The following is a 21,538-nucleotide window of genomic DNA, read 5'->3' as shown; positions in this document are numbered from 1 at the left end:
CGAGTCGTAGCCATGAAGGCGTTCCCGCTGCCGGAAAGAGACCAGACAGGAAGCGCTTGATTTAATGAGATTTTTTAATAAGGCCGTTTCGCAAAGCCGCATGGCGCCTAGGCGCTGCTATCCCCGTAAAATGCAACGAAATCAAGGGGACCCCCACATGGCATGGTTGGACTGTCACTGCCACAGCAGAGAAAGTTATCTGATAAGGACAACTACTTTTGATCTACAGGTAGCCTACGCCCGCTAACTTGACAGAGCCGTTCTTATTGCTCTTCACGAAAGGCCGCACATACTCGGTGAAATCCGCCAGCTTCTAGCGAAGACCGGCGGTGGATGGGCGCCTTAGGCCAGGGCCTTGATCTTGGCAAAGCGGATAACTCCGTTGACGTCCTGAGTGCGGTCGAAGACGGTGTAATAGTTGTTCATTAACGGCAGTCCGAGGATGGATTGGTTAGCCGTGTCGAGCGGCCCGCCAATTTGGAAGGCCGCCCGGCCCTTCGCCGGGAAGTCGGCCTGCCAATAGGTTTGCGGCATGCAAGCGAGTTCGACGTCCTCGCCGTTCTCACCCTCCAGCGTGAAATAGATGATTGGCCACTTCGCAAGGTCCAGCGATGCAGATGGCACGCCGTCGCGGCTGTCGGCCGCCGCTTGAATGGCCTGCGTGAACGCAGGGTTGCGCTGCTCCAGTCCTTGCAGGATCGCGTCGTACACGTCCTGAGCCAGTGATAGATCGCTGGTGCCACTGTCGACGATCGAGTTGGAGATCGACGTGGCTTTGTATTCCGACTGCAGTAGCGCGGCCTGATGCGCGGGGCAGCCATCCACGCGCACCGACTTCAGGTTGGTGTTGTAGTAGAGATCATGCAGCACGTTCACGGCGACGAAATCGCCTGTGTAGAGGTCGTGCTGCTCTTCGCCGCCGCCTAGGATGAAAAAGCCCTTGTTGAGCGGATCAGCGGAGACAGCCTCCACGGTGGTGCCGAGGCGCATGCTGACCCAGGAACGCAGGGTGTAGAAGGCGAACTTGTTCGCCACCACGCCGCTCTCCTCCAACTGGTCGAAATAGGGTTTTACTTCAACGCCGCTCGCTCGGGCCCGTTGCATCAGCCCGCGAAAGCCGGCGAGGAAGTTGCTCCAGACCTTGCCAAACGGCCACGGGAACGTCGATTCCTTGCCCTGGGTGGCCAGGTAGGCACTAAAGTCGAAGGCACTGTTCAGGCCGTTGTAGGCCAGCCCCATGATACCGGTCACCCCTTGGAAGTTGCCGCTTTCTTGCACTGTAGTGATGGCGATGGGACAGTTGGGCAGCACCACCTGGGCGGCGTCCGCCCCAAAAGCGAGCGTGGTGTCGACCATTGGCCCGGCCCAGCCACCGGTGCCGTAAGTGATCAACTGAAGCAGCGTGGTGGGCTTGAGATCCTTGTCGCCAACACCGCTGTAGACCGAAGGTTCGACCGCCAGCGTACTACTGCCGGTGTCGAGGATGACGTTGGCCACCGCACCCTTGCTGCCTATCGCGAGCCGGGCCGAGTAGTCGTTGCCGCTCAACACGTTGGTAATCTCCAGGCGCAGAATCTTCGTGGGAGCTCCTTTTGTGGCCGCCTGCAGGCGGGCGATGCCGCGCAGCCGGTGGGCTTCGGCGTCGCCGCGGGCGATGCGTCTCGCCTTGGCCTTGGCGATGACTCGGGCCTTGTGAGTCTCGGCGATGTCGATGGCTCCATTCGCCAGATCGGAGATTGCAGGTGCCGAAATTGCGGTAGTTTCCATATCTTGCTCCTCAGTCGAAAGTGTTTTGATTCGAGATGCCGGGCGATCTACAAGCCCGATCAACCAATCGCGCGATCCTTCGCCGCTGACGGGCTACGCAAAGTGCATAGCCCGAACCCCATACCGTCATCCGGATTCCGGTGAAGGCAAAGACTCGTTCGTTTTTGCCCTTTAAAAAGGCGAGTGGCGACTCGAATCTGTCTGCCGACCATTCCGCTATGGTCTCTGGATAAAACTGGTGATTATGGCCTCCTTCGCCCTGACCAGTACGGCCTTGCCGGTTTCATCCACACCATGGATGGCAACACATCCGAGGCAAGATCGATTCCGACAGTGACTATGGACATGGACTTCTCCTCCTACTTCCCCTCCTGCTGGCGTTGATGAAGGCTCGACACTCCATCATGGCACTTTGATGCCGAATCGCGGCTTCCGCCGCAGCCTCGGGACGGGGAAGTCCGTTTCATTCGAATACTCCACGTGGCTCTCAGTGGGAGCCTCCCCAGCTTTTTCCCGCGCTCATTCTGCGCCTCTGGAGCGCATCACGTGCTGGAAGGCGACCCACCCGAAGCGACGGTGATAATCAACTTTCGATCGCTCGACCTGGCGCGCGCGTGAGTACCACTACCGCGCGTATCAGGAGGCCGGGTATACCGGCTCAAAGGCACGCGCCACCGCGTCGTGCTGCTCGAAGAGCTTTGAACCAGCACTCTCACTTCGCCGCAATACAAAACGCCAGCAGCCCGGAGGTGACCTCATCGATGATCTGCTTCATCTCCGTATACACAGGATGAAACGGCGTCGAATTGTGCTTGCTCCCCCACTCGATCGTATAAGAGAACACTTTCGCCTTCTTTGCATCGATGATGTGGCGGCTGTACGCGTAGTCGTCGGACGTGCCCGCCGTCGGATAGAGGCTCATCGACTGCTCGGTCTTGTACACGCGTCCGCGCGACGCCTTGATCGCGTCGCGCATTTCATTGGCAAGTCCGACCGCGATTTTCTTGTCCTCCGCTTCGATATACTCGCGATACGCTTGGTCGTTCGCGATACCGCGTTTGCCATCGTACGCGGGGTTCTGGAAGTTCATGTCGGGATGACTGCTCTGGTCCTCGTCATCACCCCAGTTGTACAGGATGTCTTCCGAAAAGCTGTGCAGATCGACGAAATACTGGATGTGCGGAAACGTATCGAACATCCACACAGCGTTTTTCGTCTCCGGCTCCGACTCGGCCGACGGTCCAATATAAACCTGGTAGTCGCAAGGATCAGTGGAATTCTGAATGGGACACTCCGGATCGAAGTATTGCGGGAAATTCCACAAGAAATTGTAGTTGCGATTGATATCCACGCCGCAACATTGCGGCTCCGTATGCCCCGCAGGCGCGGGCCGCCGGTTCTTGCGCCACATCGACTCCGCAGTCATGCTGTAATGTCGTCCATCAGGATTGGCTTGTGGAAACACAAAAAGGTCTTTAGTTTCGATAACGTTCTTGATATCCGCCGCGTCGAATGTGCGGGTGCCGATCGTGACCGGCGTGTTTGTTCGATACGCATTCGTAAGCAGTTGCACGAAATGAATCAAGATGTCTGGGCTTCCCCATTCGCGTGCATGCACGCCGCCCAGAAAATAGATGCCGGGACGCTGCACGCCGCTGCCTTTTGCGATCTTCAGCGCGTGACAGATGCGCTTTTCCCAAGTCGGATGAGGCAGCTTGATCAGTTGCGTGAAGCTGTCGTTGGGCGCGGCGCTCTCGGCAGCGAGCGCGGCTTCCACCTGTTCGACATCGAGATACGCCGCGGCCGCCGCCACCGACAATGCATTGGCCGTGTGCGGCGCCGCCGTCCGTGCGCGCACCTCCGACTGCCGCACCTTACCTTGTGCGTCCGCGTCCTCCAACTGCTGGACCTTATAGCCCGCCGCCGTAAGCGCCGTGGTCTGCTCATCGGTTATGTGCGCGTCGACACTGTAGCCGTCCGCAACCTTTTCGATCGTGTGGCGTGCGACCGTGATCTTGTACTTCGTTACGAGATCTGCCAATGCAGCGAAATCTTTTCCTGTGACGCGAGCGTGATATAGAGACATGTCGATTCTCCTTTGGCACATGGCCGGACCTTCGTATCCAGAACGGCGAGCGAGTCGATTATTTCAATTGCAATACGGCGCACCGCTTTATCTTTCGCGCTTATCTCCTGAAAGTGCTGACGAGCCTCCCTGCTCGACCTCATCGAGCAGACGATCGAGCACACCCCACGTAAGCGCTGCATGCGCGCCGCCTTGAAGCGCGAGCCCGATCTGCGGTGCATTGTCTTTTGGCATCGTCGCTACCAGTATCGGTTCCGGGAAAGTGAAAGGACTGTCCTGAATTATTAAAGATAGTGAATTTTCAGAGAACGACAGATAGAGCAGAGCCTACTATGCGGTTTGGTGCACGAAGGGATGAACACGTTTCTGCGACGGAAACGTTAAGCGTAAGCGTTTCGTACCATGCATCGTTTGAGCCCGAAGCACCATAGATCAGTTTGCGCGAACCATTTCCGCTCACAAAGGCAAAGTTGTGTCTATCGATGCTGCATCGCAAGAATTCCGGCTTCGCGCGGCCAGATAAGGCCGGAACGCCAAAACCCATTGAGTCGGTGATCCTCACGGACGAGGGATTGCGCGAATTCGAACGTCTTTTCAAGCAGTATTTTGTCTCGCCTGGCAGAAAACCAAACCTGTGAATCACAACACCTGAACCCAACAACCTCACACGGGCGAGCAACCGAACTGGGCCGAAAGACACAACTGATGGGATAGTCCGCCGCGCCTCACCGAGCGAGTTACGCTGGCAGCGTTCACCCTGAACCGGAGACCATAATGGACGACACGACGCTGGTTGGTATCGATCTGGGCAAGCGTAGTTTTACTTGCACGGTCAGGATAGAAAAGGCCGAACCCTATTTCGCAAAAAGCTGAGCTGCAGGAAACTGATCGAATTCTTCGCAACGTTCCATGTCTCTACCGTCGTCATGGAGGCCTGCGCCGGCTCACATCATATGGCTCGCACACTGGCCACATTCGAGCATATGGTCAAGCTGATCTCGCCGCAGTTCGTCCGGCGATTCGTCAAGTCAAACAAGAATGACTTTGTCGATGCCGAAGCCATCTGCGAAGTCGCGTCACGACCAACAATGCGGTTCGTGACGCCGAGAACGGAATCGCAACAGACACTCTCGGTCTTACATCGAAACGCGGCCAACGACAGAGTGTCCGGGCCGTCGAAGAACTGGAACACGCCGTCACGATGTCCACCGATGATGAACTGGTGCAAGTGTTCGTCGTTCCAGCCCATGGCGAGTGGCATCACACGATGCAGTTGCGCAATCGTGACCTGCTCGGGAATCAGGAGTCGTCGCCAGACCGGCGCGCTGACGCCGCACAGACTGATTCGCAACTGGAGGACCGAAGGTGGGTCGGAGTCCATTGACCGACTGCAAACTTCCTATCGGCCATATTCGCTGCGCCCCGATGTCGCCCCAGCTTTGGCGCGGTCTCCTAAAAGGAGTCGCAAATGTTTCATATTTATATCGCCATGCTAATCGTCGTGGAGTATCTCTTGCTTGGCTACGACGACATCAAGCACCGCCACAAGCTGGCAAGCGCGAGGCCAGTCCCGCCGGGCCCGATTCACCACCGGGCACGCCCTCCACCTTGGCTCGTGCGCGATGAGCGAGACAAGTGCACCAACCCGAACCAGTCATGCCGCCCGCTCATCTGGCACCTCCGTTTCTCGCCCAACGCCCCCCCCCGGTTGCGCTGCCGCTGCGCGACCCAACAACGCGTTCATGCGAGCTCGGGTAACGTATGGACCGGATGCCGGTTGGATAGTGCGAACCTCTCCGGCTCCATGCTGCACATCTCCCTGATGTTTTCGATCTGTTCCATTGTCGCGGCGAAAATCTTCTTGAGAACGAGCCGCAAATGTCTCGTTCGCGAAGCCATTGCCTCGTGCGTCTGTTTTGTGGCGTCGATTGCCTGCTGGTTCGCAAACGCAAACGCACCGATGATTGCCGCGATCGAGCCGATGGCCTGCACCCAGGCAGCCCAATCCGACGATGCGCCAGGCGCATGTACGATCGAAGCGCAAAGCAATGCGCCCAGCGCGATCCCCAGCGCGACTAGTCTGGCCGATCACTGGTCCAATCCTTGGAGACTTCATGCGCCGACTCGCTATAACAATGGCTGTCCTAACAGCCGCCGGTTTCAACGCATCCGCTAACGCACAAACAGTCGTAACCATCGGGTACTCGGCCCCGCTCACAGGGCCGCAAGCGCCGAACGGGAAGGACAACGAGAATGGCGCTCGCCTTGCCATCGACGAACTGAACAAGAGCGGTGTCACGGTTGCCGGGCAAAAAGTGACGTTCAAACTGGACTCCGAAGACGACCAGGCAGACCCGAAAATCGGCGTTCAAACCGCCCAGAAGCTTGTTGACAGCGGCGTTTTTGCTGTGCTCGGCCCGTACAACTCCGGCGTGGCCATTCCGACATCGCGCGTGTATAACGCTGCCGGCGTACCTATTCTGCCGGTTGCCTCCATCCAGCTCCGACGAAGCAAGGCTTCAAGTCCATCTTCCGTATCGGAGCGAGCGATGAGCAACTGGGCGGAACGATGGGCCGATTTGCAGCCAAGACGCTGAAGGCAAAGACCGCCGCGGTTATCGATGACCGCACAGCATATGGGCAAGGTGTGGCCGAGCAGTTCGTGAAAGAGGCGAAGGCAAACGGAATAGAAATCGTCGACCAGCAATTCACGAATTCGTCGGCAACTGACTTCCTTGGGATTCTTACGAGCATCAAGTCCAAGAATCCCGATGTCATCTTCTTCGGCGGGTATGCGTCCCAAGGCGCGCCGATGGCCAAGCAAATGCGAGCCTTATGGGACTGGCTTTCTAGGCCTCCGGCGTACGTAAAATCCGAATCTTGGCGGCACCCCGATGGCGTCGGAAGAGGCCTTTTTGCGGACGGTGGGTAATGCCCGGGTCAGTAACGCGTTGCAGGATGCGACCGTGCAGAAGTGTTCACGCTCGGCTAGGCAAGTTCTTGGGATTTTGGAATGTCGCCGCCGAATCTCGTCTGATATCGCTGATTCGGGTGGTTCGGTCGATCGGCAAACTGGGGAGCCAACACCCCCAGCGTGACCAGCGGACGAATGTGCTGGGCCCGGATGAAATCGGGGGCACGGTCAAGCAGGGTTGCCAGTTCCTTGACGCTTAGTGCCTGCGTTGCGCACAGCTCCAGGATCAAGTGTCGAACGGCCTCGGGCTTCATTTTCCGGGGCACGCCGTCCGGAAAGCGCTGCGCAAGCAGTTTACGAGCTCCTGCGATTATCTCGGCCTCCGGCGGCAAGTCTCCCAACCTTTCCCGCAAACCTCTGGAGCTCCCGGCCAAACCTCCAGACCTCAGGTCCAGAGGTTTGGATCCTTCCCCACCTGACGTTACTGTGGGCGGCAGACGCCGGATCCCATCGCCGATCGGTTCGAATGCCCCGGCCAGCCGGTCCACTTCATGGGCCAGAGAAGCCAGATCCCGACTGAAATAGATCGTCCCGCGCCCGTGACCGGACTGCCCGATCAGTCCTTCGCGCGACAGCCTGCTGAGTGTCTTCGTGATGTCGGCCGGGTGCTCGTCGGTGATTTCCCGCACACGTTTGTGATCGACATAGCCCTCGACTGCGGCCGTCACGACAATCAGTTTTTCCAGGGCCGTCAGCTGTTCGAACATGCTGCCGTGTTCCTGCTCCAGTTCGGCCACCACCTCCGCCGGCAGGAGGCTTGCCATGCGCAACTCGAAGAGAGTCTGCTCGGGGTCGCGTTTCTCGTGAACCACCGGCGAACGCCATGACTGATCCTTCCACACGCCAAAGATACGCGGAACGCCTGACCCGGCCTGGTCACCCGCGCCCACAAACTGAAACATCTTCTGGATCAGTCGGTTGCGGCAGTCGCTGTCGCCACCGCGGATTGCCTGTTCAATCGGCACCCGCATCAGGCCAGGATTCCGGAAGCCATACATGTCGGGACGCTTCACGACAAGGATCGACACACGTCCGGAGAAGTCGGAGTGCACGATCGCGTTCACCAGGGCTTCCTGCAGCGCTTCGTGTACCGGCGTCACGCCCTGCCTGACCATCCCTTTGAGCTGGAAGGGAGCCTTCAGGTCCGTAATCAGTTTCGCAAGCACTCGACGGTAAAAATCAAAGAGGTTACCGGACCACGAACCGTCCGTGGTGAGACGGTCAATCCAGCGCGCCTCAGTGCGTGCTTCCGGGCGTTCTTGGTAATCGACGATGTAAGTCGGCACCGCATCGAGGATGGAGTTCAGTTTGCCGAACATGAGCAGGCCCGCGACGGTTAAGCCTTCCTGGCCAGACTCCCGTTCCTTCTTCCAGGCCTGGATGGAGCGGAGGAACTCCGGCATGGACTGCGCAATGAACGGGTGGGTTGGCGCGCGGCTAGCAAAGATCTGCCGGTATGCGGTCACGGACTCCAAGTCGAGATCGTCGATGCCATAGTGCGACAGCACCATTGCGTCACGTGGCATGTCGCTTTGCTCGGCCAGCAGTTGCCGGACCTTGTCCTCGCCCAGCAGATAGTCGCCTTCGTTGCGCCTTTCATACGTGCCCCGTAGCGGGTTCTCACCGACGTAGATCGGACGTTGTCGGCGCGAAGCGCGCGGGATCCTGACCTTCAGCAGCGAGCAATCGTTGACGCGTACGACCTGCACATCATCATCCCGCAGCAGATTGGCACTGATTTTCTGCCGGTTGTTTGCCAGATTGAACACGTCCTGTCGCATGGCGGCAGCGTTCATCAAGTCATGCAGCCTGATTTCACCGGTAGGCAGTTCCTCTACGCCGAGGAAAATCTCGCCACCTTCGGTGTTGGCCATCGCGCTGTATGTCGGCCACAGTTCTTTGGGAATTTCCCCGCGCCCGTCCCGGCCGGTAGCCTTCTTGAATTCAATGTCAAGGCTTTCGCCCAAGGCCAGCAGGTCTTCGTACGTGTAGTCGGTCACGGTCGCATGAAGTTATCGGTGTGCCCATCATTCTAACGGCACCGTGCGCGGGCGTTGCCGCCATGCAGACTCCCACCCTGCCGCCAGTGTGAGCAACCCGCCCGGGTTGAGTGGCCCATTGCCCCGTCGGGGGTCAATCCGTCGCTGCGCCAGATCCACCGAAGCCGGTGCACGCCGATGATCGCGGTCGCAGGCGGACGACGCGACCAACGGGCATCGCGTCAGCGTTATAATCCTTCAACCTGACAACTGCACGACATGGTCATGGATATTGATCAACTGTGCCGGACGGTCAGAACTCCAGCCGATCCTCGAAAACGATGCAATCACGATTTTGGCGCGCGCGAAGATTTGCGTCCCGGTGCACTGCCTTGGCGTGCGCCTGTTGCCGGCTTCACTGCCCGGGCCTGCCGCTTTGCCCCGGCATTCGTCAGTGACAACGCCATTTGGTCTCGCTGCTCACGCGCCTGCGCCGCTTCGTCGATATAACGCGTGTTGGCGGTGCGGAGCGCCTCCAGATTACCCTCCAGTACACCGACCTGCTGACGCAGATCTCCGAGTTGGCCCTGAAACTTCTGCACGTCGTCTCGATGCCGGATGTTGGCCTGCTCCACTTTACGGGCAGCCGCGTCCAGCTCCTTCTGCACGCGCGCGGCTGCTTGCCGCTCGCGGTCGATTTCCAGTAGCGCCCGGGTTTCGGCGGCTTTGAGCCGCTCGAGCGCCTGCGCGCCGTCGGCACGCTGCTTGTCCAATTCGGAACCAAAACTATGTCGGGCGGTTTCGAGCGCGCGCTGCAACTTCTGCTCGCCCTGTTGCGCCAGTCGCACCTGCTCCTGCAGCGTCGACCCCGCGGCGACGGAGATCGCCAGCGCCTGGTCCAGTTCTGTGATGCGGGTGTGCGCTGCGTCCAGCGCGGTCGCACTGCCTGTCAGTTCCTGACGCAGTTGATCGCGTTCGGCCTCGGCCCGAGTCTGCTGAGCCTGCGCATCGGCGACCGAGCGTTGTGCCTCGAGCTGCGCGGTGGCCAGCTGGTCTTGCGCCATATCGACCGCCCGCGTCCAGAGCGCGGCCGCCAGCTCGCCCGTCGCGGACTGCAGTTCCACCGGCAGGTCGGGATGTTCGATGCGCACCCGGCTCTTTTCACGCAGGGTCGCCCAAAAGCGCGCCAGCGCCTCGGCCGGCGCGTTCATGCTGCCCTTCTTCACCAGTTGATAGAGCCGGTTGGCGGTCGGCGCAATGCCGTGCCGGAAAAACAATAGCACGCAGACCTCGCGGTACAGCTCCTGCGTGCGCGGAAACTGCGCGCGCAGTTGCTCAATTTCCGCATGTAGCTGCGCCTCCAAGGCGAGTGAGGCATCCACGGCGAGCTTTTCCAGAGAATAGATAAGTTAATAATATAACGTATAACGTTAATTATCTATAGATTAAACACTTAATTTAGACATTATGACTATAATGTCGAGTAAAATGATGAATTGTGTGAAGTGAGCGCGCCTCTCGTTGGTTGAAGCAAATTTGTATCCATTCTTAAAGTCATTTTGTTCCCAGCCCCTTTGCCGAAATCGTCGTGCTGATGCACCCGGCAGCGGTGTTGGGCTTGACCGCGGGTTAGCACCGCCGGAACAGTGATGGGCACTAACCAGGCAAGGATGATCCCCGACGCCGGCAACCCTACAAAATTGCTTAAGGTGTCGGCCGAAGGAACAATTTTGGTTGAAACTTTTTAAAGCAATTTTGTTCCCAATGATTGACGTTGCCGCCAACTTGCCACTACCTGACGGGAACAAAATTACTTAAACCAACGTCTCACCCCACCATGCCGCTTCCTGAGCCCCTTCGCGTGTCCGACGGCACCCTGATGCCGCTTGAGCAGTTATCTCTGCCGCCCGAGCTCGACGGTGGCCTCGGTACGAATCGCGCGCTTGGCGCCCGATCCCAGATCGCCGCACAGAACGATGTCGACGCCATCAAGGCGTGGCTCGCGCGCTTCGTCGAGACCAAGGCGACTTTCGACACCTATCGCAAGGAGTCCGAACGCCTGCTGCTATGGTCAATCACCGAACTCCGCAAGCCGCTCTCCTCGCTCACACACGAAGACCTACTCGTCTATCGGCGGTTTCTGTCGGACCCGCAACCGGCGCAACGCTGGGTCATGACTGGTCGCAAGGTGGCCCGTGCGGACCCATCCTGGCGGCCGTTCGCGGGCCCACTCTCCCCCGCGAGCGAGCGACAGGCGTTTGTGATTCTGAATACGCTCTTCGCTTGGCTGGTCAACGCGGGCTACTTGGCCGGAAATCCACTGTCTCTGTCGCGTCAACGCGCACGCAAGGCCAAGCCACGGGTGACGCGCTTCCTCGAGGACCATCTCTGGCAGGCCGTCAAAACCTCAATCGACGCGATGCCCCGTGACACCGCACGGGAGCAGGAGCACTACGCACGCGTGCGCTGGCTGATCTCGCTCTTGTATCTGATGGGTCTGCGTATCTCGGAAGTCGTGAGCAATCCGATGGGCGGTTTTTTTAGGCGCCGCGACCGCGACGGCCAGGACCGATGGTGGCTGGCGATTATCGGCAAGGGTGACAAGGAGCGCTTGATTCCAGCGACAACCGAACTCATGGCGGAGCTTGCGCGCTATCGCCGACACTACAATCTCGCTGCCCTCCCCTATGGTGGTGAACCGACGCCTCTGCTGTTGCCGATCGGTGGGACACACCGGCCGCTGACCCGCGGTGGTCTGCACCTAATCATTAAACAGGTGTTCGACAACGCGATCGACCATCTACAGTCAACGGGGGAAGCGCATGAGCGCGCAACAGAACGGTTGCGTCAAGCGTCGGCCCATTGGCTGCGGCACACAGCGGGCTCGCACATGATGGATGGGCAAGTTGACCTCCGATACGTGCGTGACAACCTGGGGCATGAATCGATCTCAACGACCAGCCAGTACCTGCATGCAGACGACGATGATCGGCACCGTGCAACAGAGGCGGGACTGAGACTCAACTGGTAGCAAGATGACTAGCAATCGAAGCTCGGCATAAGCAGGTCCGCGACTGGTAGGTATCGATCAGCCGATGCTGAGCGCACGGAATGCTTCAAGTCGGGGTGCCATTCAAGAAACGGACTTACTGGGATGGTCCACCTACTTTTCTTCGGGCGGATACTGGAAGCCCGAATTCCGAATGAGAGGTCGCCACCATTAACTTCGCCAACTCCCAAGTTATCGGCATCGACGCCGGCAAGAACTGGTTCCATGTGGCCGTGATGAATTCGAGGGGGCAGCAGACCGATCGTCGCAAATTACGGCGCGAGGCTCTTTTGGAATATGTCGCACAACAGGAGCGTTGCTTGATTGCGATGGAGCCGTGCGGTGGGACGCAATTTTTGGCAACAAAGATGCAGGCGCTTGGTCACGAAGTGAGGCTTGTTCCGGCGCAGTTTGACTGCGCCGTTTCGCAAGTCAAAAAAGAACGACTTCAACGACGCTGAGGCCATCGCCGAGGCTGCTGTTCGAGGCCACATGAGATTCTCTCGCGTGAAGTCGGCCGAGGAACTCGATCTTCAGGCCCTTCATCGCGCCCGCGACCGCTTGATCCGAGAACGGACCGGACAAATCAATCAAATCAGAGCGTCTCGGTTCTGTCGCGGTAAGGAAATCAGGGAAGGTCGGAACCGAACCGATAGGGATGCTTATTTTGCAAGATTGTAGAATTGCTCGGCGACGGAACGATGCCGTCCGTCGTCATTTTTGATCTGTCCCTTCGCTATCATGTGCATGAGTTCGATGCCGCCTAAAATGATGCGGGCGCAACGAAAGCTCTTGAATCCTAGCATTGGTCGTACGATGCGTTTGATCGCTCGATGGTCCTGTTCCACAACGTTGTTCAGATACTTCGATTGTCGAATTTTGATCGGCACTTCGCGATCAGCATTGATCGCATTTAGCCCTGCGAGATTCGCCCCGCTCTTGTCGATCGTCACCGTCTCCGGTACGCCGTTTCCAGCGATAGCTTTTTCAAAATAGCGCCGGGCCGCAGCCTTGTCCCGCTTGGCGCGGAACAGGAAGTCAACCGTGTCACCGGTCTTATCGACGGCTCGGTACAGGTACTTCCATTCGCCCTTGACCTTGATGTAGGTCTCATCCATTCGCCAACTTCGACCGACATTATTCTTGCGCGGACCGAATGCCTTACCGAGCGCAGGCAGCAGCTTGATAGCCCACCGGTGCACCGTCGAATGATCGACCGAGACTGCGCGCTCGGACATCATTTCTTCCAGATGACGCAAACTCAACGGATAGGCGACGTACCAACGTACGCATGTCAGCATTATATCCAGCGGGTAATGCAGCCGTTTTAGCGCCTTGCTCACAGTGGCGTTCGGGGTCTTGATCATTCGTTACATCGCTCGTCTCAGGACCGACCACCATAGCAGATCGGCTTACTGCGACAGAACCGATCGAAACTGCTCTCGCACGCCGAGCATGAGACAGCCATCGGCCATCTTCCTTCGTTTTCCTTCGGATTTGAGTGGCCGTTTCGCAGGAGACACCTGACGTCGATCCTGGTTTTCGGTGGTCGCAATGTCGGTGGAATGCCACCCTCCGCAGCTGCCGTCCGGCTATGCTTTCGTTTCTCCGAGCACCGTGAGATGCATTTCACGCCGTTCGACAAAGCCCAATGTCCGGTACAGTGCTATGGCAGGGTGGTTCGATGTGAAAACGTGCAGGAAGGGTGTCTCGGAGCGCGCGAGGATGGTTGCGATCAGCAGCTTCATCAGGCCAGCCGCGTGACCCTGCCCCCGAAACGCGGCGTCCACACAGACAGCACTGATTTCAGTATATCCGTCGAGCCTCATGCGCTCGCCTGCCATTGCGGCCAGTCTGCCCTGCCTGCGCACGCCAAGATAGTCGCCGAGTTCGATGGTGCGCGGACCAAAGGGGCCGGGCTGCGTTGCGGTGGTCAGAGTGAGCATCTCTGGCACATCGCTCTCGGCGAGCCTGACGTGCTCCCATGTACTTGTTGGGTCGACCTTGCCTTGCCAGATCATTTGAAGCAGCGTTGTATGCCTGATCACGGAGAACCCGGCCGGTGGCAGGACCTCGCCCGGCGTGACCAAAGCGATCGGACCCTGCGCCTCGATCAGCCCACGCAAGGCTTCGAAGGATGCCGGACCGGTATCGGCCATGGCACCAAAGCGCGCGATGGCCGTCGGAAACCGCAGTGCCTGGTCATCCCCGAGTGCAAAGCGACTCTGCTTACTGATGAGCGCGTTCCATACGACCTGGTCAAGTGGGTGCACGCCGTTTATATCTTTCCTTGCCGCCGCTACAAACATTGACCGCTCCTGCTTTAAAGTTTTCTATTGCGCAGAATAGACTTAAACCTCCCGGGAAAGTAGTATCGTAAATGACATTTTTCGAGTCATTTACGCCATGCATATCCGCGTATTTCCTCTCGATGGCGCGTTCGATACGGGCATGTGCGTGGTGCTCGATGCCCTCAGAATGGCGAATGCGCTGTCCGCGGTTACACGTCCCGGCGAGCCGTCGCCTTTCGACGTCGAGTTGGTCGGTCTGCGAACGCGGATCAAGACGGGGCTTGGCATGAGCGTCGCCGCGAAAAAGGCTCGCACCATGCCACTGCCCGATTGGATCGTGGTGCCTGCGATCAGTGCCGGAACGCCTGACGTTTTGGTGAAATGTCTCGAGCGCCCGGCGGTACGGGATGCCTGCACGCAGTTGCGTCATTGGCAAGGACAAGGCGCGCGCATCGCCGCCGCTTGCATCGGCACATTCATCCTTGCGAATCGGGGCTGCTCGACGGGCAGGAGGCGACGACAACATGGTGGCTCAGCCCACTATTCCGAAGCCGCTACCCCAAGGTTCGCCTCGACAAGGACCGCATGCTCGTCCCTTCGGGACCGTTCGTGACCGCTGGCGCGGCGATGGGGAATCTCGATCTCGTCCTCTGGCTGATCCGGCAAGCGAGCCCGGAATTGGCCTCGCTTGTGGCGCGGTACATGTTGGTCGACGGGCGGGTATCTCAGGCGCCCTATATCATTCCCGATCACCTCGCGCATAGCGATCCGCTCATTGAACGATTCGAGCGATGGACACGCGCGAACCTGGCCAGCGGGTTCTCGCTGCAGGAGGCCGCCCATGATCTCGCAACGACTCCGAGGACGCTACAAAGGCGTGCCGAAGCTGTGCTCGGCCAATCCCCCTTGTCCTATTTTCAGGATCGGCGGGTCGAGCGTGCCAGGCATCGAAACGAGCACGATGGATGTGGATTCAATCGCCGCAGAAGTAGGCTACGCAGACGGCACAACGCTGCGAACGCTGCTTCGTCGGAGACTTGGTCGAGGGGTGCGCGAACTCCGATCAACCTGACAGATAAGAATCCAAATCTATATGGAGAAGTGGGCGACACGATCCAGGAACTTTCTTGGCGTCAGTCGTGAATCGACGACTAACAATTTCGTGGTCGGTGGTCTTGTACCGCTTCGTGCGTATGAATGGCGGCGCATGCGATGTAGTCCATCGATCGATGGCAACAGTATGAGCGGCTTTTCTAGCCTCGGAAGCTGAGGTTGATATGGCGCCGGGTCGGACAGCGGAAGTGGGTCGCAAGTGCCTGTTCGTTGATGTTATCAGCGGGCCGTTCGCCGTTGCAGCTGTCGAGCGACCGCTGTACTGCAGTGAGCGGGCATATCAGTGTCGACACGCGAACGTCGGCTCTGGCCCCGAGAACCTGCCGACCACAGCAGGGCCTGATCGTGCTGGGACAAGTCTACGTGGCAGAAAAATCGAATGAGATTCCGGCCTCGCAGGCGCAGATCGAATCGTTCGGGCTACCGCACTTGCGGCTGGGATTGCAGAAGTGAAGCGGCGGCGGCGTGGTGGGTCAGCACCGCCGTCATGAGCGCTGCTACCTGCCAGATGGCCATCCCTGGTCGGTGGGAAACCAGAATCACCACGTGCGCAATGTGGACATGAAAGAAGATCACTGCACGACCCGACACAAATCCGGAATCCTGGCCCTCCTGCGCTCTATAACACTGAACTGCCCGCGAGCAACATGCGATCGAAGCGTAACTATCGAACTGCGGCGCAACGCCTTGAGTTATTGAGCAGTTACGCCGTTTCGCCCGCGGACGGAGAAATTAACGGGCCTGCCGAGTAGGCACACCCGCACTGCATGCGGCTGAGCAGATTGGTCAGCATTATTTTCATGCTGTGTAGCCGTAGATGGAAAAGAGCGCCAACATCGAGCTGGCGCCGAAAAGATCCTGACTTCCGGGGGTGAAGATGTTCGTCAGAACCTAAGAGAGCGACCGCGCGTCACGGGCCGGATTGAACGTTTCCATACCTGTCGTTGACGCCTTTCCTTGTTTCTGATCCGACGCTCTGACATTGGTTCGTAAAATCGCTACGGGCGTTCGACATACCTGTCTCATCGAAATGGCCGTGGTGAAATCTCACGATGGAAAAGTAACCCGTCATATAGTTTTTGCAGTCCCCGCCAGCACTGCCACCGTCGATCAGGCCGGCGAGACACAGTATTGCGCCACATGCTGACGGATTGTCATCCGCGTGCGCCGTGGCCGGTGCAATCGATGCAGCGGCGATGACCGCTGCTGTTGTCGTCATCGCAAGATATGCTTTCACGATTCATGCGTCGATGTGTATGCCACGGGTTGTCCCACACGCAGTGGCGATGTTCGTCTCAGTGCACCAGCACCACGACTGCGATGACGGCGAGTGCTGCCGACAGCAACGCCGTACCGACACCCCACAGGGCTATCTCCCGACGGGTCAGCGACGCGCGTGCGAGTGGTTCTCGCAGGATCTGCCTGATCTCGTCCAAGCTGCGGTCATGGGCGTCGTCGTAATTGCGGATGGCAATCTCGCCCAGCAGTTGCTCACGCGCCTCGCTGATCTGCAGGGCCTTGTCGAGCATGCCGGCAGTGCTATCCCGAAAGTCAGTCAGAAACTGGTCAGTGCGCGCAGCTAGCCGGAGCATCGCGAGGTCGCTATTGTCCTTGAACTGATCGCCCGCTTGCTGCAGCGCCGTGCGCAGTTCGCCGACGTCGCGGCGCAATAGCGACAGCTCGCCGAGTACCGCACCGATTAGTTCCTCGCGAATCGAATCGTCCGGAGCGCCCATCTCAGTGCACCAGGACCTTGAACACGGCATCGAGTTCTGTCGTCACACGGTTCGCAAGGCGTTTCAGCGCGACCATCTGCCTGATCCAAACCTTCTTTTCTTCCGGTTCCCCCTGCTCGATGGCATCAGCATTCGTCGCAACGTAGTCCGTGGGGTCGTTGCGCAACTCGATAATGGATCTGTCGAATCCCTTGATTTTCTCGAAGATCGGATTTTCATAGATCACCGCGTCCGTACACAACATGAAGCCCCGGTCGTCTTCATGAGCTTCGAACACCTTCGCGAAGAGTTTCTCGAGGTCTCGCCTCGGGTCGACCATATTGAACACGACACGGAGTCGGGCCGCCGGAACACCAATGTCTTCCGACAGCGAACGCAGCGTTGCAATCGTGTCGACCTGCTGCTTCATTGCTGGCACTGTCGGAACGACGAACAGGTCGAAGTCCTCGTGGGACCCGTCGTAGTTCTGCATCAGGTTGACGAAGTCTTCAGCGTTCGACGCACCGATGTCGACCACGGCGTTCCTGAGCGTCATCAACTGGTCCTGTAGTTCGTCGAACTGGTTGCCGCGCAGCGCGGCCGTCTCCATGCCGTCGGAATTAATCGACTCGATGGCAATCAATTCGGCGTCTTCAAGGCGCGGGGCTAGAAGTTGACGCGCAACGGTGCTCTTGCCTACGTTGCTCGAGAAATTGATGACCGCGATTTTCATGGTGTGTCTCTCCTGTTGATCAATCAGGGCGGCTGCGACGCTGTCGCGGGCGCGCATTGCGTTAGGGTTCGAGTTCGAGCGTCGGCGCGCCATGCCCTGCCTCATCATGCCCAACCGTCGTCGACATGATGCTCGTTGAAGGTCATGAGGTGGCTGCTGGCGTTAGGCAACAATTACAGGCCGATGCGCGAAGGGTGCCTGGCCTTCGGATGCTAGCCGGCCGATTTATGGTCATTGAGCAAGCAATGGGCACGCCAAAAGGACGCGCAGCAGGCGCGGATTTCGTCAAGTCGTTCCTGTATTCGGTGATTGAAAGCGGCGTTGTCGCGAACGCGATTGAGGCACACGGCGTCGAAGGTGCCTTGGTGGCTTCCCCGGAATTTAGCTACGGTGCGTAGGGACAGGATGCTTCTGTAGCTCTCGTATTACAAGCTTTTCGACGCGCGGCAAAGCGCACCAAGAGACTGTTTTGGGGTCCACTCGTATATAGTGCAATAAGTGACAGTACGCAGAGCCCGCAACGGTCTGGGTGGGGATTCATACATCGATTAGGTTGAAGTTTCTGTTCACAACAAGATGCGTGTTTGGTGCATCAATAGGTGGACGATCTCACCCGACGGCGCTTGTTTTCGCTGCACGTTATGACGGTAGGATTTCTGCGGCATAACGCTCATTCCGCAAGCGAAAGACCCCTCAGATTGATGCCTTTCACCCGCGTTCGATCAATGCAGCCGATGCGTTCTGCCAAAGCGACCCGCCTCCGATTGGCCTAGCAATCCAAGACCGCCCGCATCTGCACCGTGTTCCATCGCAATCACAATGCTGAACCGCAAGCTCGACGCGTCGGCTCCAGACCGTATCTCGTCGATGCGATTGGCTTGGGCGGGGGACACACGTTGGGCGTAAATTGCATGCTTCAGCGCGTTAACCGCCCCTGCGCGATCGAACGCCCGCCGTGATTCTCCTCGGAACGCGGCGTTGAGACAATAGTCGGCCAAGAACGTCGATGGCCTGCTCCCTACAGTTTGTACGACGACGATGCAACGAGCCAGTTGACGATGCTGCATTTCACGGAGAGGGTGTCGACTTCAGGTATTTCGCGCATCCCCGCATTAAGAAAACCACGGCAAGCTCCACACGCTCTACGGCGACAAATACAACGGGTGCGCGGGGCGGTTGCGGACGAGGTCGCAGCTGGATGGCCGACTTCGGGCGGGCGGTGTACAAGCTCAACATTTAAACGTTCTGGGAGCGTTGGGCAGCGCCTTTGGCGCTGCCATTTTTGCACCAGAATGCTATCTCAGCGCCGCATGCGACAAGCAGATCTTCGATACTGCGCAGGCTCGACTGAAAGCAGAATATCATCGAACAGGACAGCTGATGACACCACTCAGGAAACGGTGACCGCGATAGATTGGTTTCGATCTCCTCGTCGCGCCATCTTGTCCGACAAACTGAACAACCGGACAACGTCGAAGCACTTATGCATTCCGTGCCCGGCATGCGACCTGCAGGCATTCCCGAGCGTGCACGGATCCAGTCAAATCTAAAAAAAACTTCATGCTTCGATAGCATTGTTTCAGACTTCACGACTCCCGGAATCACATAATGAATGGACCGATTCCACATGGGGAGTTTCGCGATGTACCAAACACTACTAGTCGAGGCGGTCCACGATTCGGGACGTCAGGCAGTACGCTTCGATATTGGATCGAACGCGGCAATCCTGGATGTCGAAGACATCGACTTGTTGATCGAACGTCTCAGCCACATCCGTTCGGGGCTCTCGCCGGCCTTGCCGCACGAACCGTCGCGCACGCACAACTATGTGATCGAAATTGATCCGTGCTGGTACCTGGACAAGAATCCGCTGTTCGACGGGGTCGTTTTGTTGTTGCGTCATACCGGGCTCGGCTGGGCCGGATTCGCGATTCCTCAATCCAGCCTGGAGCGCCTGCAGGACGCTATCGTCAAGCCGGTGCCACAATCGTTTGAAGTGAGCCAGATACCGAGTTGATCATGAGTGCTGTCGCCATGTTTGTCGTGCGTGTGCTGAGCCGCCCCACTGCCAACACGTTGATGGTGATGTGGCGCAAAACAGCGCGCTGCCGTTATCCCGAGCAGAAATGGATACGGGCGCGCGCAGAAGGTCCGGGGCAATGCGCCCTTTCGTTCGCGTCCTTCAGGCCCGCTGGTTCATCACGTCCGCTGAATTGGGAATGCCGCATTGCCGAAGCATCGCTAGCTGCATTGCTGGACGATCGCGAATCTTTAAACGTCGATACAACAAACCGCTAAGAACCTTAAGGCGAGCCGATTTCCTTGTCCGCTCGCCTTAAGGTTTTTTATCCGCCACGCATACCATTCAGACGCAAAAAAATAGACGCCGCATGAAACCACGCGGCGTCGATCATTGATCAACTCACACCTTGCAACTCACACCTTGCAACTCAAACCCAGCGACTTAGAACCGGTGACGCATGCCAACCGTAACAGCCACTTGCTTGTCCGTCGTAGACGGGCTCAGGCCGTTGATGGCTGCGTCGCCCAGCACCGTACCGTCGCCGCCCGACGCATGTTGAAACACGCCTTCCGCATACACGTCCGTGCGTTTGCTCAGGTCATAGTCGGCAAGCAACGAGAACTGATGATACTTCGGCTTCGCATCGCCGGCCGCCGTGTTGAACGAGCCGTTCGTGAACGTATAGGCGCCTTCAAGACTCATGGCCGGTGTCAACGCATAACGCGTATTCACTTCGTAGTTGTCCAGACGCAGGCTGTTGCCCGACAAGGCCGTATAACCGTCGTTCATGTTGATCGCATCAAGGCCGTCAAGCTTGGTGTGGGTGTACACGAACCCAACCGTAGCCGGGCCGAAAGCGTAGTTCACACCACCACCGAACGTGCGTTGTCGAGCAGCGACGAAGGTTGATGTGTTATTCGCTCCCGAAACCGCACCATTCGCGTTATCGCCCTGGCCAGGATTGTTGATCTGCAAATACGACGCGGCGATGCTCAACGGGCCATTGGAGTAAGACGCGCCTGCGCTATAAACGCGATTGTCCGAGAACGCGCCCGCCTTGTTCGAAAAGCCGTACAAGCCGCCGAACTTGAAACCGGCGTAGTCTATGCTCGCAAACTTCACCGAGTTGCTGATGCTGAAGCTATTGTCCAGGTTGTCGTTATCGAACGGGTGGGCGGCCAGGTTGTTGCCCAGGCCTTGCCCGGCTTCCGACAGCGGCGCCAGATAATCAACCGTGGAATCGTATTGCTTGCCGAGCGTCACCGTACCGTACCGGTTCGATTGCAAACCCACATATGCCTGACGTCCGAAGATCTCATTCGACTGCGCGAATGCGCCGTTGTTCACGTTGAAGCCGTCTTCCAGCTTGAAGATGGCGTGCATGCCGCTACCCAGGTCCTCGCTGCCCTTCAAGCCCCACAACGTATCACTGACGTTGCCGCTACCCACACCCCACGATTGACCCGACGTAGCCGGCCCCGGCGTGTGCGCGTTGTTCGCGTACACCACGCCGGCATCGATCACGCCATACAGCGTGACGCTGCTTTGTGCGTGCGCGGCTACTGCGAACAGGCTGGAAATAGTTGCAGCCAACAGAACTTTCTTCATCTTGAACTCCACATAGATAACGGGTTCCGGGTCAGGAGGCAGCTTGCAACGCAGCGTAACTTGGGCATTGCGCTAAAGCGAAGCGCTCAAGCCGAGCGGACAATGCTTCGAGCTGGAGGACATGCAGCGTTGAGTGCGGCCTTGACCTCAGAGCATCGAAGTCTACGGAGCGAGTGGAGCGAAGCAGCGTGGTCGAAGTG

15 protein-coding genes and 5 pseudogenes are annotated in these 21,538 nt (G+C 58.2%); 8 read left to right on the top strand and 12 right to left on the bottom strand.

Annotation, left to right across the window (positions count from 1 at the left end):
- Nucleotides 1-342 precede the first annotated feature (342 nt).
- From ACSOSP_RS41235 to ACSOSP_RS41225, 3 genes are all read right to left on the bottom strand, one after another.
- On the bottom strand, nt 343-1,767 hold the full coding sequence (locus tag ACSOSP_RS41235; RefSeq protein WP_455315487.1) for a pepsin-like aspartic protease: 1,425 nt from the start codon (nt 1,765-1,767) through the stop codon (nt 343-345).
- Nucleotides 1,768-2,479: 712 nt separating this feature from the next.
- The gene (locus ACSOSP_RS41230; protein ID WP_455315486.1) at nt 2,480-3,853 is read right to left on the bottom strand and encodes a M14 family metallopeptidase; all 1,374 of its coding nucleotides are present in this window, start codon (nt 3,851-3,853) and stop codon (nt 2,480-2,482) included.
- Between the two features lie 87 nt (nt 3,854-3,940).
- Nucleotides 3,941-4,087 (bottom strand): hypothetical protein, encoded by a 147-nt coding sequence (locus tag ACSOSP_RS41225; RefSeq protein ID WP_455315650.1) that lies wholly within the window; start codon nt 4,085-4,087, stop codon nt 3,941-3,943.
- Between the two features lie 540 nt (nt 4,088-4,627).
- Here ACSOSP_RS41225 and ACSOSP_RS41220 point away from each other — a divergent pair.
- Nucleotides 4,628-4,998, top strand: a pseudogene (locus ACSOSP_RS41220) (IS110 family transposase); the annotation flags it as partial.
- 104 nt (nt 4,999-5,102) lie between these two features.
- On the opposite strand, the pseudogene ACSOSP_RS41215 reads toward ACSOSP_RS41220, so the two are convergent.
- A pseudogene (locus ACSOSP_RS41215) lies at nt 5,103-5,234 on the bottom strand (IS1096 element passenger TnpR family protein); the annotation flags it as partial.
- Between the two features lie 733 nt (nt 5,235-5,967).
- Between ACSOSP_RS41215 and ACSOSP_RS41210 the strand changes: the two are divergent.
- Nucleotides 5,968-6,683, top strand: a pseudogene (locus tag ACSOSP_RS41210) (branched-chain amino acid ABC transporter substrate-binding protein); the annotation flags it as partial.
- A gap of 158 nt (nt 6,684-6,841) precedes the next feature.
- On the opposite strand, the gene ACSOSP_RS41205 reads toward ACSOSP_RS41210, so the two are convergent.
- Together ACSOSP_RS41205 and ACSOSP_RS41200 are read right to left on the bottom strand one after the other, a co-directional pair.
- Nucleotides 6,842-8,827 carry an RNA-binding domain-containing protein gene (locus ACSOSP_RS41205; RefSeq protein ID WP_455315485.1) on the bottom strand — a complete coding sequence of 662 codons (1,986 nt, stop codon included), beginning with the start codon at nt 8,825-8,827 and terminating at the stop codon, nt 6,842-6,844.
- 326 nt (nt 8,828-9,153) lie between these two features.
- Nucleotides 9,154-10,188 (bottom strand): DNA-binding protein, encoded by a 1,035-nt coding sequence (locus ACSOSP_RS41200; RefSeq protein ID WP_455315484.1) that lies wholly within the window; start codon nt 10,186-10,188, stop codon nt 9,154-9,156.
- A gap of 455 nt (nt 10,189-10,643) precedes the next feature.
- Here ACSOSP_RS41200 and ACSOSP_RS41195 point away from each other — a divergent pair, with 455 nt between their 5' ends.
- Nucleotides 10,644-11,837 carry a tyrosine-type recombinase/integrase gene (locus tag ACSOSP_RS41195; RefSeq protein WP_455315483.1) on the top strand — a complete coding sequence of 398 codons (1,194 nt, stop codon included), beginning with the start codon at nt 10,644-10,646 and terminating at the stop codon, nt 11,835-11,837.
- 438 nt (nt 11,838-12,275) lie between these two features.
- A pseudogene (locus tag ACSOSP_RS41190) lies at nt 12,276-12,455 on the top strand (IS110 family transposase); the annotation flags it as partial.
- A gap of 62 nt (nt 12,456-12,517) precedes the next feature.
- On the opposite strand, the gene ACSOSP_RS41185 reads toward ACSOSP_RS41190, so the two are convergent.
- Both ACSOSP_RS41185 and ACSOSP_RS41180 read right to left on the bottom strand, forming a co-directional pair.
- The gene (locus ACSOSP_RS41185) at nt 12,518-13,222 is read right to left on the bottom strand and encodes an IS6 family transposase (protein ID WP_455315482.1); all 705 of its coding nucleotides are present in this window, start codon (nt 13,220-13,222) and stop codon (nt 12,518-12,520) included.
- A 225-nt stretch (nt 13,223-13,447) separates the two neighbouring features.
- Nucleotides 13,448-14,164 carry a GNAT family N-acetyltransferase gene (locus tag ACSOSP_RS41180; protein WP_455315481.1) on the bottom strand — a complete coding sequence of 239 codons (717 nt, stop codon included), beginning with the start codon at nt 14,162-14,164 and terminating at the stop codon, nt 13,448-13,450.
- 97 nt (nt 14,165-14,261) lie between these two features.
- Here ACSOSP_RS41180 and ACSOSP_RS41175 point away from each other — a divergent pair.
- Nucleotides 14,262-15,218 (top strand): annotated as a pseudogene (locus tag ACSOSP_RS41175) (GlxA family transcriptional regulator).
- A gap of 951 nt (nt 15,219-16,169) precedes the next feature.
- On the opposite strand, the gene ACSOSP_RS41170 reads toward ACSOSP_RS41175, so the two are convergent.
- From ACSOSP_RS41170 to stbB, 3 genes are read right to left on the bottom strand one after another with little or no spacing between them, the layout of a single operon-like run.
- Nucleotides 16,170-16,496, bottom strand: coding sequence for a TrbM/KikA/MpfK family conjugal transfer protein (locus ACSOSP_RS41170; RefSeq protein ID WP_455315480.1), 327 nt, complete (start codon nt 16,494-16,496; stop codon nt 16,170-16,172).
- A 58-nt stretch (nt 16,497-16,554) separates the two neighbouring features.
- On the bottom strand, nt 16,555-16,995 hold the full coding sequence (locus ACSOSP_RS41165) for a hypothetical protein (RefSeq protein ID WP_455315479.1): 441 nt from the start codon (nt 16,993-16,995) through the stop codon (nt 16,555-16,557).
- Between the two features lies 1 nt (nt 16,996).
- Nucleotides 16,997-17,707 (bottom strand): StbB family protein, encoded by a 711-nt coding sequence (stbB, locus tag ACSOSP_RS41160; protein WP_455315478.1) that lies wholly within the window; start codon nt 17,705-17,707, stop codon nt 16,997-16,999.
- Between the two features lie 125 nt (nt 17,708-17,832).
- Between stbB and ACSOSP_RS41155 the strand changes: the two genes are divergently transcribed.
- The 3 genes from ACSOSP_RS41155 (at nt 17,833) to ACSOSP_RS41145 (ending at nt 20,005) form a co-directional block, all read left to right on the top strand.
- Nucleotides 17,833-18,105 (top strand): hypothetical protein, encoded by a 273-nt coding sequence (locus ACSOSP_RS41155; protein ID WP_455315477.1) that lies wholly within the window; start codon nt 17,833-17,835, stop codon nt 18,103-18,105.
- Between the two features lie 1,214 nt (nt 18,106-19,319).
- Nucleotides 19,320-19,724, top strand: a complete 405-nt coding sequence (locus ACSOSP_RS41150) for a hypothetical protein (protein WP_455315476.1) — start codon at nt 19,320-19,322, stop codon at nt 19,722-19,724.
- A 17-nt stretch (nt 19,725-19,741) separates the two neighbouring features.
- Complete coding sequence (locus ACSOSP_RS41145) at nt 19,742-20,005, top strand: DUF3331 domain-containing protein (RefSeq protein WP_455315475.1); 264 nt, start codon at nt 19,742-19,744, stop codon at nt 20,003-20,005.
- A 166-nt stretch (nt 20,006-20,171) separates the two neighbouring features.
- Here the strand turns inward: ACSOSP_RS41145 and ACSOSP_RS41140 are convergent, their stop codons facing one another.
- Complete coding sequence (locus ACSOSP_RS41140) at nt 20,172-21,338, bottom strand: porin (protein ID WP_455315474.1); 1,167 nt, start codon at nt 21,336-21,338, stop codon at nt 20,172-20,174.
- Nucleotides 21,339-21,538: the final 200 nt, after the last annotated feature.

It is taken from the genome of Caballeronia sp. KNU42 (assembly GCF_053760385.1).
This window is presented reverse-complemented; position numbering and strand designations above follow the sequence as displayed.

What these genes read in the sequence shown, in the direction of transcription:
- ACSOSP_RS41145 (WP_455315475.1), top strand. Translation starts at nt 19,742, where the DNA reads ATGTTTGTCGTGCGTGTGCTGAGCCGCCCCACTGCCAACACGTTGATG.
- ACSOSP_RS41235 (WP_455315487.1), bottom strand. Translation starts at nt 1,767, where the DNA reads ATGGAAACTACCGCAATTTCGGCACCTGCAATCTCCGATCTGGCGAAT.
- ACSOSP_RS41150 (WP_455315476.1), top strand. Translation starts at nt 19,320, where the DNA reads ATGGACCGATTCCACATGGGGAGTTTCGCGATGTACCAAACACTACTA.
- ACSOSP_RS41140 (WP_455315474.1), bottom strand. Translation starts at nt 21,338, where the DNA reads ATGAAGAAAGTTCTGTTGGCTGCAACTATTTCCAGCCTGTTCGCAGTA.
- stbB (WP_455315478.1), bottom strand. Translation starts at nt 17,707, where the DNA reads ATGAAAATCGCGGTCATCAATTTCTCGAGCAACGTAGGCAAGAGCACC.
- ACSOSP_RS41155 (WP_455315477.1), top strand. Translation starts at nt 17,833, where the DNA reads ATGATGCTCGTTGAAGGTCATGAGGTGGCTGCTGGCGTTAGGCAACAA.
- ACSOSP_RS41230 (WP_455315486.1), bottom strand. Translation starts at nt 3,853, where the DNA reads ATGTCTCTATATCACGCTCGCGTCACAGGAAAAGATTTCGCTGCATTG.
- ACSOSP_RS41225 (WP_455315650.1), bottom strand. Translation starts at nt 4,087, where the DNA reads ATGCCAAAAGACAATGCACCGCAGATCGGGCTCGCGCTTCAAGGCGGC.
- ACSOSP_RS41185 (WP_455315482.1), bottom strand. Translation starts at nt 13,222, where the DNA reads ATGATCAAGACCCCGAACGCCACTGTGAGCAAGGCGCTAAAACGGCTG.
- ACSOSP_RS41195 (WP_455315483.1), top strand. Translation starts at nt 10,644, where the DNA reads ATGCCGCTTCCTGAGCCCCTTCGCGTGTCCGACGGCACCCTGATGCCG.
- ACSOSP_RS41165 (WP_455315479.1), bottom strand. Translation starts at nt 16,995, where the DNA reads ATGGGCGCTCCGGACGATTCGATTCGCGAGGAACTAATCGGTGCGGTA.
- ACSOSP_RS41180 (WP_455315481.1), bottom strand. Translation starts at nt 14,164, where the DNA reads ATGTTTGTAGCGGCGGCAAGGAAAGATATAAACGGCGTGCACCCACTT.